Genomic DNA, 12,320 nt, shown 5'->3' with positions numbered 1-12,320 from the left:
CACATTCCGAATGGATAAAAGAAGATCAAAACCAAGTCTGATTTCCTATTTATCCAAATTCCCCCATGATGTAACATGGAAAAGGATGATATAATCATCCCGAAATCGGGTCAATAGTATCACTTTTGAAAAATAGAATGATCCCACAAAACCCTTGGAGGTTCGTAATGAAAAAGATTATCTTTATTTGCTTCAGCTTATTACTTGCCCTGACAGGAGGATGCAGTATGAACGACAATGATAAAAACACCACAAATGACAATAAAACAGAAGCCGTAAAACCAAAAGACATGGACCCAAAAGACCTGCCGCAAGTTCCCGCGTTTCAGGACGAGAAAACGAGAGAGTACATGGTGTCAACGAAGGAAGAAGAGCCTGGGTACTATTTGCTGGAGTCTAAGTTGAAAGGATTTAGGATGTTGTTTCCGGAGGACGGTGAGTACCTGCCTGATTTCTCTTCATCAAATGGAGAAAATAGCGAATCAATTGGCTTTCAAAGCTATAACAAAAAAACAAATATCCTTTTAGATGCACAAGTTAGTTACTATAAGGAAGCTTCGTTTATTAATGATCCAGAGACAATGTTGGATCAAATTAGTAATGAGAATGGTTACAAGGGTAATTTTAAAGAAGAAAAAAAAGATGGAAAAGTAGTTTACTCAGCATCAAAAAAAAGTACTTTTAAAAACAGCGATCGTAAATACAATTTTTCATATCGTTATTTTGGATATATAAAATCCAATAAAGAAGAGTACCTAGGTATAGTATATTCATTTATAGTACGGTGTAAGAAAGACGATAAGCCTTGTACCTTAGATGAAGGTCAAGCAAAAGAAAAAACAGATACATTAATTAACTCTATAACCCTTTTGAGAAATAAAAAGGAGAGTAGGGATGGACAATAATAATATTTTTGAAAATGAAAATGTAAAGCTCCGTATAATTAACTTAGAGTATGCCTATAAAGAAAAGTTTGCATCAAACAGTCCGGAAAAAATAAAAAGAGCAAAAGAGGATTTTGAAGCTGACATTCGCAGGATTTACAAAGAAGAAACTCACTCGGAACTCCCGGAAGGAATAGAGATTTTTACTTCTCAAGAAATTATTCAAGAAAATAAGAAGATAGATAAGCAGATTAAAGAGTCTGGTTATGATGGTACAGCAATTTATATAAAAGACAAGAGGCACGATGTAAATCAGCTTCACATTATTTCAGAGGGAAGTGCTGATAATGGAGACTGGTCTTATAATTTCTTTGGTTTGTTTCTAGGTATTGACGATAATCAATACAGGGCTACAAGAGAGTTTGTAAAGATTTCGAAGAAAAAAGCGGGTAACTCTCAGGAATTAAAAACATTTGCGTTAGGACATTCTCTTGCCAATAATAACCAAGTGATGGCCCAGTTAATTGATGGAGAATTTGATGAAGTATATGGTGTCAATGGTGCACAAATAAGTATCGACCAATTATTGTTAGCTGATCGGGATTTAGTAGATTATCTATTAAATAAATATGATCTTAGCCGTAAAGAGCTAAAAGAGCTCTCGCGAGAAAAGCTAAAAATAGAAATCATGAAATACTACAATGACAAAGGCGTAACAGCAAACATCACCCAACGCATCTCCAAAGATGACCCTCTTTATGGCGTTAGCGGAAAGGCTGATTTTATTACATTTGGCGATGTAAAGATGAAAGATACAAACACGGATGTCAAAGGAATCAGAAGTATTATAGATAAGATTCCCGATGAGGAAATCCGCTCTATCCAAACTTTTTTCCGAAAATATTCGGAAGACTATAAAAAAGGTGGACTAAACGGATTTGTCATGGCTTCAACCGGGATAGATGCAGAGCTTGTCGGCAGTATATTTAGTGCTGACGGAAATGTGGCGAAAGGGAAAATAGTGAAAGACCGGTTTGGTGATATACAGGTAATGGTTAAAAATATCGGGGAAAAAATGCCGGCTTTTATCAAATTCTTTCATACTATCATGAATAATAGCGGGACATTTGTGGATCAGCTTAAAGAGAATGGGTATATTGATGAGACACAAAAGAAGAGTGTCAAAAAACAGTTGAAAATCGTTAATAATAAGATAGGCGATATAGAAATTCAATATCAACAGTTAAAATACGCACTATCAACTAATAATGTAGTTGCAATTGTTTATTATGTCTGTGAGTTAGTAGGGAGTGTTAAAGAATTAAAGGCGGCATTAGAAACACTCGACGCAGAAACAAAAGAAGCATTAAAACTCATCGTCGACGGCCACAGCATCGTCCAAATGCTGAACGCATTATCAAAGGAAAAAGGCTTCAGCTATAAAGGCTCCGATATTTACTTTACAGGGAAGAGCGGCTCGGGAGAAACAATTAAAGTCAATATCTCGTCCGCTGTCAGAATCTATCAAAACGGCATGAAGATCGTTGAAGATATGGAAGATGCAATTTCCGCGTACCAAAAGGTATTCCGGCAGGAAATAGATGAAGCGTTTATAGACAAAAAACAGGCAATCATCACGGCGATTCAACATATGGAAGAAAACCCTTCGCATTATGCCTTCGATCTTCAATTCCGGCTTGCGGCCGGTTTCAGTCACACACTCGATAAATTAGAGAAAATATCAGTTCATGAATCGTTCCATACAGGTGCACTCCCTGCTAATGACGGAATTGTTGCAGAACTCAAAAAACAGACAACGGAAAAAAAGAATTTTATCAAAAATATCCGCGAGAGCATCGAAAAGCTATTTGAAAAAGAAGAAATGATCTCACAGTTATTCGATTTTCAGCCGTAGGAGGAATAGACAGAGTGACTTCCTTATTTTCAGAAAGTGAAACAGAAGTTGTATCAACCACCTATATGTTTCTAACCCATGACGAAATGAAGGGGAAAGCAGGCAGTCTCAATAAACCCATCAACGACATTCTCAGCCTGACTAAAAAATTTGAGTCTGCATTAAAAGAAGAAATCAAAGGGCAAAAAGGAATGATTGTCAAAAAAATAAAAGAAGAGCTTGAATCGAAAAGCGAAAAGCAGAAGACTGCACTTCAAACAATAAAAGAAGAGCATACTGCAAAGGTTGACCGGTTCAAAATGATCATTGAGGACCTGAGACAGCAAGATGTTACCTTAACGTACCGAAAAAAGAAGCCTGAAAAGGATCTATAATATCAAACGTCTCCTATTCGAGTCATGAATAGGGGATTTTTATTTTCAGTGTACAAGAAAAATATACTGAAAAAGTCTCTCTCCATTGATATGATTTAGAAAGAGTAAAAATAATCCTATTATATTCCGTTCAACCTTGCTGACCGCGTAAAGGGATTGAAACAGGAGGAAAAATACTATGCCAACACAGCAACCTAAAAGAAAATTCAAAGCTTTTTTTGCATTAGTGAAACAGACAAATCCATCCTATGGAAAGCTCGCCTTTGCGCTGATTCTCAGTATTGTCACAACACTGGTCAGCCTGCTGATTCCTCTATTAACGAAACAGCTTGTCGACGGTTTTTCCATGTCAGCGCTGTCCGGCACGCAAATCGGGCTGATTGCGCTCGTTTTTCTTATCCAGGCCGCTTTAAGCGCCTACGCTACATACGCGCTAAACTATAGCGGGCAAAAAATCATCTCTGGGCTAAGGGATTTATTATGGAAGAAATTAATTAAGCTTCCTGTATCTTATTTCGATACTAACGCTTCAGGTGAAACTGTCAGCCGGGTCACGAATGATACGATGGTGGTAAAAGAGCTGATTACCAGCCATATCAGCGGATTTATAACAGGTATCATTTCGGTCATTGGATCACTCACCATCTTATTCATTATGAACTGGAAGCTGACGCTGCTTGTTTTAGTTGTTGTTCCATTAGCGGCTCTGATCCTAGTGCCGATCGGCCAGAAGATGTTTTCCATTTCTCGGGAAACCCAGGATGAAACCGCACGTTTTACGGGGTTGCTGAATCAAATCCTTCCGGAAATCAGGCTTGTGAAGGCTTCAAATGCAGAGGAAGTCGAATACAGACGCGGAAAACTGGGGATTTCTTCATTATTCCAGCTTGGGGTTCGTGAGGCGAAGGTGCAATCTCTTGTCGGACCGCTTATTTCCCTCGTTTTAATGGCCGCGCTCGTGGCTGTTATTGGGTACGGCGGTATGCAGGTGTCATCAGGCGAATTGACTGCCGGGGCACTCGTGGCTTTTATTTTATATTTGTTTCAAATCATTATGCCGATGGGCCAGATTACAACGTTCTTCACACAGCTGCAAAAATCAATCGGTGCAACAGAACGGATGATTGAGATTTTGGCAGAGGAAGAGGAAGATACCGTCACAGGAAACCAAATTGACAACGCGCATCTCCCTATCCGGCTCGATCATGTGTCCTTTGGCTATAATGCTGAGCAGCTGATCTTGAAGGATATCAGCGCCGTTATTGAAGCGGGAAAAGTAACAGCAATTGTTGGACCGAGCGGCGGCGGAAAAACTACGCTGTTTAAGCTGCTTGAGCGTTTCTATTCTCCGACTGAAGGAACCATTCGGCTGGGAGATGAGCCGGTGGATACGTATTCGCTCGAATCGTGGCGTCAGCATATCGGCTATGTGTCACAGGAAAGTCCGTTAATGTCGGGAACGATCAGAGACAATATTTGTTATGGGCTAGAACGTGAGGTAACGGATGCCGACATCGAAAAAGCAGCGGAGATGGCATACGCTCTTAATTTTATTAAGGAGCTGCCGAATCAGCTTGATACGGAAGTGGGTGAACGAGGCATCATGCTGTCGGGCGGACAGAGACAAAGAATTGCGATTGCCAGGGCGCTTCTCCGGGACCCGAGCATTCTGATGCTTGATGAAGCGACTTCCAGCCTCGACAGCCAATCTGAAAAATCAGTGCAGCAGGCACTTGAGGTGCTGATGGAAGGCCGGACAACAATTGTCATCGCTCACCGCTTATCGACTGTTGTAGATGCAGATCAGCTATTATTTGTTGAAAAAGGGGAAATTACGGGACGGGGCACACACCATGAATTAATGGCTTCCCATGACCTTTACAGAGATTTTGCTGAACAGCAGCTGAAAATGAATGCGGATTTAGAAAACAAAGCCGGGTAAATTCTGGTTGATTCAGCCAGTAAAAAAAAGAGGAGGGATTTTCCCAATCCTTCCTTTTGAACTATTGAGGAGCTTACGATTTATGGTATACTACTGACGGTAATATTGTATAAAACGGAGGGTAGTTGTGGGAAAACACACTTCTGAACATAAAAATCACGCACAAATTGTCCAGCTGCTTCAAGATGGACATTATTTTTTTCATAAAGGTTTGAAGGCGTATAAAGAACGCAATTTGAAGCGGGCAAGCAAACTGATCCAGCGCGCGGTTCATTTGGAGCCGAAGGATTCAGAGATGCTTTCGCAGCTTGCGGTCATTTATTCAGAGATGGGGCAATACCAGGAATCAAACGATCTGCTTGATTATATTTTGGCGAATCTGGAGACGGAAATGCCGGAATGTCATTATTTTAAAGCAAATAACTTTGCCCATCTGGGACTCTTTCAGGAAGCTTATAAAGAAGCTGCAGCTTATTCAGACGCTGATCCGGACGGTGAATTTTCCGAAGAGAATGATAGTCTGCTTGATCTGCTTGATTTAGGAGACGGCGGGCCTGAGGATTCTCTATATGATCAGGATGAATTGCTTATCAAACAGGACCGGGCGAAGTCATTGCTTGAAAGCGGTCAGCTTGCTGAAGCTGTTGCGGCTCTTGAGGAAATCACAACCGAATATCCTGAGCTTTGGTCCGCTTATAATAATCTCGCCCTTGCCCACTTTTATTCCGGCAATGTTGTGAAAGCGAAACAAACGGCTTACCAAGTGCTGAATAATAATGAAGGAAATCTTCACGCTTTATGTAATCTTCTCGTTTTCTACTATTATGAAAGAGAAGATGAAAAGGTGGCAGAGCTGAGTGATCAGCTTTCAAATGTATATCCGATGTTATTTGAACAGCGCTATAAACTGGGTGCCACCCTGTCGCTTGTCGGCCGCTATGATATCGGGTACAAATGGCTCAGATCACTATATAAAAGCGGTTTTGAGGGAGACGACACATTCTACTACTGGCTCTCGTGCTCTGCTTACTTTACGGGCCATACAGAATTTGCCGAAATGGTATGGAGAAAAGTTGAATCGCAATATCCCGGAGCGGACCGTCCGGCTCCATGGGTTGAGCGGCGGGAAGTACTTCCTTCGTCAGTAGAACAGCGATTGGCTGCCTATTATATCAGCAGCACCAAGGGTGAAACGGAGCATCTTGAAGCGGTGATACGCTCGAAGCGCATCACCGCTCCTTTTGAAAACCATTTCGTTAAGCTGCTCTTGCACGGGGATTCCGCAGCAGCAGATGTGTCAGAGGATGCGCTTTTCGCTTATCAAACGGTTAAATTGCTGGAAGAAGCAGAACAAGATGAGATGAAAACAGAAGTCATGAGCTGCTGGGTATTCCATGTGATACAGCAAATCCACGCAGCGGGACCGCTGAAAAATGTGAGCGGATGGGCTGCTGCTATCTACTATATTTGGAAAGAAGCTCATGGCAAACATGACACCAAAAAAGAAACGGCAGCCCAATTTGGCATCTCTCCGGCCACTTTGACGAAATATATGAAATATATTGATGATATTTTAGAATAGTATATTTATGGAGAGTTGATTCGCAGAATCAACTCTTTTTTATTCTATAAATTATATTTTAAAAATAATATCGACAGGTTTTTTATCAAATTAAGAAAGATGACAAATGATGTGCAACCTGACATCTGTTTGAAACACAAATGTAATAAAATTTATCGCTAATTTGTCGAAACTTGATGGTATAATGATTCTCGTACATAAGGAATTAGTGTTATTTACATATGATGTGAAATAAACGCTATACACCCAGAATAAGAGATGCACAGAATAATTAACCATAAACAATCATCATTCCTCGTAGAATATGAGGAACGAAACTTGATGTTCAAAATACAATTCCAAATGAGATCAGGTTCACAGTAAAAGGGAGGATATAAAAAGTGAGAAAGAGTTTATTGACACTTGGTTTGGCTTCCGTCATCGGGACAAGCAGTTTTTTGATCCCATTTACAAGTAAAACTGCATCGGCGGAAACATTAGATGAAAAGAAACAAAAAATCGAAAGCAAGCAATCTGAGGTTGCTTCCAGCATTGAAGCGAAGGAAAAAGAATTAACTGAGCTTCAGGAAAACCAATCAAAGATTGAAAAAGAACTGAAAGACATTAACGCTAAGGCGCTCGATACAAGCAACAAAATTGAAGATAAAAAAGAAGAAAACGATAAAACAAAAGAAGAAATCAAAAAACTGAAAAAAGAGATTAAAGAAACAGAAGCACGCATCGAAAAGCGTAACGAAATCCTGAAAAAACGCGTTCGTTCTTTACAGGAAAGCGGCGGATCTCAAGGATACATAGATGTACTTTTAGGATCAACAAGCTTTGGTGATTTTATCTCACGCGCTACTGCGGTTTCATCTATTGTTGATGCAGACAAAGATTTAATCAAGCAGCAAGAGCAGGATAAAGCGAAGCTTGAAGACTCTGAAGCAGATCTGAATGATAAGCTGAAAGAAGTACAAGCTGCATTGGCTAAGTTAGAAACAATGCAAAAGGACCTTGATAAACAGCTAGATGAAAAAGACAAGCTTTTCGACGAAGCAAAAGAAAGCCAGAAGAAAACGGCTGCGGCGATTTCTGAATTAAAATCAGAAGCGTCTGAACTTGCAAATCAAAAAGCAGATACTGAAGCAGAACAAGCACGCATCAAAAAACAACAAGAAGCTGCGGCTGCTTTGATCAAAAAGCAGGAAGAAGCTCAAAAAGCATCTGATGAAACACAAACAGACGGCCAAACAGCTACAACTGAAACAGCAAAAGCAAGCTCATCTGATGATGATTCTTCAGACAACTCTTCTAGCGGTTCATCAAACAGTTCGTCTAACGGGTCGTCTTCTAAGAAGCACAGCAGTTCAAACAGCAACTCAGGCGGCACTGTCATCAGCAACTCAGGCGGCATTGAAGGTGCGATCAGCGTTGGTTCAAGCATTGTCGGACAATCTCCGTACAAGTTTGGCGGCGGACGCACTCAGTCTGATATCAACAACCGTATTTTTGACTGCTCATCATTCGTTCGCTGGGCTTATGCTTCTGCAGGTGTCAACCTTGGACCTGTTAGTGGAACCACTACTGACACATTGATCAATAAAGGAAGAGCTGTAAGCGCGTCAGAAATGAAACGCGGAGACCTAGTCTTCTTTGATACTTACAAGAAGAATGGACACGTTGGTATTTATTTAGGAAACGGTACTTTCCTAAATGACAATACATCTCATGGTGTGTCAATTGATTCTATGAGTAACCCTTACTGGAAAAAATACTTCAATGGCAACGTAAGACGTGTTGTTCAATAATAAATAAGACAAGGGCCTTCTATGGACAGAAGGCTCTTTCTTTATTAATATACATACCCTTTTGAAATACATTTAATCGCGTTTCGAAAAAAATGAGCAAAAAAATGGCGTATTACCATGAGATTTTATAGGATATGGGTAAGGAATACGTTTGATGGGGATTCTTATCATATAAGGAAGAGCCCAACTTGAAAAGACGTTTTAAGGAGTGAGTGAGTGTGTCAGAAGAAAAAATATATGACGTGATTATTATCGGCGCGGGTCCTGCTGGGATGACGGCCGCTGTATACACATCTAGAGCAAACTTATCGACATTAATGATTGAAAGAGGAATTCCGGGCGGGCAAATGGCAAACACGGAAGACGTGGAGAACTATCCTGGTTTCGAAAGCATTCTCGGACCTGAGCTTTCCAACAAAATGTTTGAACATGCAAAGAAATTCGGCGCTGAATACGCTTATGGCGATATTAAAGAAATTGTGGACGGCAAAGAGTACAAAGTTGTGAAAGCCGGTTCAAAAGAATATAAAGCGCGTGCTGTTATCATTGCCGCAGGTGCAGAGTATAAAAAAATCGGCGTGCCTGGTGAAAAAGAATTGGGCGGCCGCGGAGTTTCGTATTGTGCAGTATGTGACGGCGCTTTCTTTAAAGGCAAAGAGCTGGTTGTTGTCGGCGGAGGGGACTCAGCGGTTGAAGAAGGCGTGTACTTAACACGTTTCGCTTCAAAAGTAACGATCGTTCACAGACGTGACAAACTCCGTGCGCAAAGCATTCTCCAAGCGAGAGCGTTTGATAATGAAAAAGTAGATTTCTTATGGAATAAAACCGTGAAGGAAATTCATGAGGAAAACGGCAAAGTCGGCAAAGTGACGCTTGTGGATACGGTGACCGGTGAAGAAAGTGAATTCACAACAGACGGCGTATTCATTTATATCGGTATGCTTCCTCTGTCTAAACCTTTTGACAACCTTGGCATCACGAATGAAGAAGGCTACATCGAAACCAACGACCGAATGGAAACAAAGGTTGAAGGGATTTTCGCAGCCGGAGACATTCGTGAAAAATCATTGCGCCAAATCGTAACGGCTACAGGAGACGGAAGTATTGCGGCACAAAGCGTACAGCATTATGTCGAAGAGCTCCAGGAAACGCTGAAAACCTTAAAATAAAAAAGGGCTGTCATACGAGTTTCACATAACGTTACTGGGTTTTAATTACGCTGTAACAGTTGTGTAAAACTTATCGGTTATGATTAATAAAGTAATTGACCCCCTTTTTATAATGAATACACTTTTGGCACGGATTCTCCAGTTATCCGTGTCCTTTTTTTGTCCAAAAATAAAAGACAATTTCCTTTCACAATAAAATCATCTGAACGCTGGGAAGAATATGCTGTAAAATAGAAGGAAAGATTGTCAATGTCTCTTCATTGTGAGAGGCATCTTGAAACGGTATAATAAAGAGACGATGACAGGACGAGAAGGTTAGGTGACGTACTTGCAAAGAGTGACAAATTGTGTTCTCAAGGCGGATGACAAAGTTCTTCTTCTTCAAAAGCCAAGACGCGGCTGGTGGGTCGCGCCGGGAGGCAAGATGGAGAGCGGGGAATCAGTCAGGGATTCCGTCATCAGAGAATTTAGAGAAGAGACAGGTATCTATATTATAAATCCTCAGCTAAAAGGCGTTTTTACCTTTATCATTAAAGACGGTGACCATATTGTGTCCGAGTGGATGATGTTTACGTTTGTCGCTGATTCCTATACGGGAGAGAACGTGTCTGAATCAGAGGAAGGCATTTTGCAGTGGCACAATGTGAAGGATATTCAAAACCTGCCTATGGCTCCGGGAGACGGCCATATCCTGGACTTTATGATGAAGGGACAAGGGCTGCTGCACGGCACATTTACGTATACACCGGAGTTTGAGCTGCTCAGTTATCGTTTAGATCCGCAGCATATCAAATAGAAAGACAAGTCAGGGGGGAGAAAGATGAGTGTTAGTGAATCACATGATATTCAGCTTGTCATTATAACCGGCATGTCGGGCGCGGGGAAAACCGTTGCAATTCAAAGCTTTGAGGATCTCGGGTATTTCTGCGTCGATAATCTGCCGCCTTCATTGCTTCCGAAATTTTTAGAGCTGATGAAGGAATCAAATTCGAAAATGAGCAAGGTCGCGCTTGTTATGGATTTGCGCGGCCGTGAATTTTTTGACCGGCTGATTGAGGCGCTGGATGAAATGGCGGAAAATCCGTGGATTACACCGCGAATTTTATTCCTAGACGCGAAGGATTCGATTCTCGTGACAAGATATAAAGAAACGAGACGTTCGCATCCGATGGCAGCGACTGGTCTTCCGCTCGAAGGCATCGCGCTGGAACGTGAGCTGCTTGAGGAATTAAAAGGCCGCTCTCAAATGATTTATGACACATCAGACATGAAGCCGCGCGATCTGCGCGAGAAAATCGTAAAGCATTTTGCGACAAACCAAGGAGAGACATTTACAGTAAATGTCATGTCATTTGGTTTTAAATACGGTATTCCCATTGATGCCGATCTCGTTTTTGATGTCAGATTTTTGCCGAACCCATATTATATCGAAAGCATGAGGCCGCTGACCGGAAAAGATGAAGAGGTATCGTCTTACGTCATGAAGTGGAACGAAACACAAAAGTTCAATGAAAAATTAATCGATTTACTCAGCTTTATGCTGCCGTCCTACAAAAGAGAAGGAAAGAGCCAGCTCGTCATTGCGATTGGCTGCACAGGGGGCCAGCACCGCTCTGTGACGCTTGCCGAGTATTTAGCTGACTATTTCAAAAAGGATTACTATACTCATGTTACTCACCGGGACATCGAAAAGAGAAGCCGGAAATAAGATGGAACAAAAATCGAAAATTGCCATCTTTGGCGGCGGCACGGGCCTTTCTGTATTGCTTCGTGGCTTAAAGCATAAACCCGTTGATATTACGGCGATTGTCACTGTTGCTGATGACGGAGGAAGCTCGGGGCGGCTGCGGAACGAACTGAAAATCCCGCCACCCGGAGACATCAGAAATGTGCTTGCCGCTTTATCCGATGTGGAGCCGCTAGTTGAGGATCTCTTTCAGCACCGCTTTAATAAGGGGAACGATTTAACGGGCCATTCACTCGGAAATTTAATTTTGGCAGCGATGACGAATATAACCGGTGATTTTTTTCACGCTGTCACAGAAATGAGCAAGGTGCTGAATGTAAGAGGAAAGGTGTTGCCAGCAGCCAATGCCAGTGTTGTTTTGCATGCCGAAATGGAAGACGGCCGCGTGGTCACAGGTGAGTCCACTATCCCGGAGTATGGCCAGCGTATTAAGCGCGTTTTTCTGACGCCTGAAAACATTGATCCGCTGCCGGAAACAATAGATGTGATCAGGGAAGCGGATCTGATTATTATCGGACCGGGAAGCCTTTATACCAGTATTCTTCCCAATTTGCTCGTTCCAAAAATTGGAGAAGAAGTGATCAAGGCGCCGGCGAAAAAAGTATATATCTGCAACGTGATGACACAGCCCGGAGAAACGCTTCATTATACCGCTGCCGATCATGTGAAAGCGCTCAATCAGCATATGGGCTGCGGTTTTATCGATACCATACTGGTTAACAGTGAAGACATTCCTGACGAAATAAAACGTAAGTACGCAGTAGAATCGGCGCGTCCTGTTGATTTTGATATCGAAGAGCTGAAAGCAATGGGGCTTGAAGTTATCAGAGATCAAATCGTAACACATAAAAATGGCGTAATTCGTCACGATACACATAAAGTGGCCTCTCTTCTTGTCGATTTATTGAAAGAATGAA

10 protein-coding genes are annotated in these 12,320 nt (G+C 41.6%); all 10 read left to right on the top strand.

All coding sequences use genetic code 11. The features are described from left to right. The first annotated feature begins 167 nt into the window (after positions 1-167). The 10 genes from V6D42_RS11480 to mgfK all read left to right on the top strand — a co-directional run bounded on the left by V6D42_RS11480 (position 168) and on the right by mgfK (position 12,319). Positions 168-905, top strand: coding sequence for a lipoprotein YvcA (locus V6D42_RS11480; RefSeq protein WP_333513308.1), 738 nt, complete (start codon positions 168-170; stop codon positions 903-905). Then, positions 895-2,799, top strand: a complete 1,905-nt coding sequence (locus V6D42_RS11475) for a DUF6792 domain-containing protein (protein ID WP_333513307.1) — start codon at positions 895-897, stop codon at positions 2,797-2,799. Before V6D42_RS11480 ends, V6D42_RS11475 begins: the two co-directional genes overlap by 11 nt. A 14-nt stretch (positions 2,800-2,813) precedes the next feature. Beyond that, the gene (locus V6D42_RS11470) at positions 2,814-3,173 is read left to right on the top strand and encodes a hypothetical protein (protein WP_010332006.1); all 360 of its coding nucleotides are present in this window, start codon (positions 2,814-2,816) and stop codon (positions 3,171-3,173) included. A 178-nt stretch (positions 3,174-3,351) separates the two neighbouring features. After that, positions 3,352-5,115, top strand: coding sequence for an ABC transporter ATP-binding protein (locus V6D42_RS11465; protein WP_268447085.1), 1,764 nt, complete (start codon positions 3,352-3,354; stop codon positions 5,113-5,115). A gap of 127 nt (positions 5,116-5,242) precedes the next feature. Further along, complete coding sequence (locus V6D42_RS11460; protein ID WP_333513306.1) at positions 5,243-6,697, top strand: tetratricopeptide repeat protein; 1,455 nt, start codon at positions 5,243-5,245, stop codon at positions 6,695-6,697. Positions 6,698-7,077: 380 nt separating this feature from the next. Beyond that, entirely contained in the window at positions 7,078-8,487 is a 1,410-nt protein-coding gene (locus V6D42_RS11455; RefSeq protein ID WP_333513305.1) for a C40 family peptidase, read from the top strand. 218 nt (positions 8,488-8,705) lie between these two features. Continuing rightward, positions 8,706-9,656, top strand: coding sequence for a thioredoxin-disulfide reductase (gene trxB / locus V6D42_RS11450; RefSeq protein ID WP_168748830.1), 951 nt, complete (start codon positions 8,706-8,708; stop codon positions 9,654-9,656). A 319-nt stretch (positions 9,657-9,975) separates the two neighbouring features. After that, entirely contained in the window at positions 9,976-10,452 is a 477-nt protein-coding gene (locus V6D42_RS11445) for an 8-oxo-dGTP diphosphatase (protein ID WP_081638370.1), read from the top strand. Between the two features lie 24 nt (positions 10,453-10,476). Then, complete coding sequence (rapZ, locus tag V6D42_RS11440) at positions 10,477-11,364, top strand: RNase adapter RapZ (protein WP_010332000.1); 888 nt, start codon at positions 10,477-10,479, stop codon at positions 11,362-11,364. A gap of 1 nt (position 11,365) precedes the next feature. Then, positions 11,366-12,319: a gluconeogenesis morphogenetic factor gene (gene mgfK / locus V6D42_RS11435; RefSeq protein WP_168748828.1), complete on the top strand. Its 954-nt coding sequence runs from the start codon at positions 11,366-11,368 to the stop codon at positions 12,317-12,319. Position 12,320 lies beyond the last annotated feature (1 nt).

It is taken from the genome of Bacillus sp. 0909A (genome assembly GCF_036765115.1).
In the GTDB taxonomy this organism is placed as follows: Bacteria; Bacillota; Bacilli; order Bacillales; family Bacillaceae; genus Bacillus; species Bacillus mojavensis.
This window is presented reverse-complemented; position numbering and strand designations above follow the sequence as displayed.

Excerpts from the sequence above, each read along its gene's own strand:
- V6D42_RS11465 (WP_268447085.1), top strand. The coding sequence starts at position 3,352 with ATGCCAACACAGCAACCTAAAAGAAAATTCAAAGCTTTTTTTGCATTA.
- V6D42_RS11475 (WP_333513307.1), top strand. The coding sequence starts at position 895 with ATGGACAATAATAATATTTTTGAAAATGAAAATGTAAAGCTCCGTATA.
- rapZ (WP_010332000.1), top strand. The coding sequence starts at position 10,477 with ATGAGTGTTAGTGAATCACATGATATTCAGCTTGTCATTATAACCGGC.
- mgfK (WP_168748828.1), top strand. The coding sequence starts at position 11,366 with ATGGAACAAAAATCGAAAATTGCCATCTTTGGCGGCGGCACGGGCCTT.
- V6D42_RS11480 (WP_333513308.1), top strand. The coding sequence starts at position 168 with ATGAAAAAGATTATCTTTATTTGCTTCAGCTTATTACTTGCCCTGACA.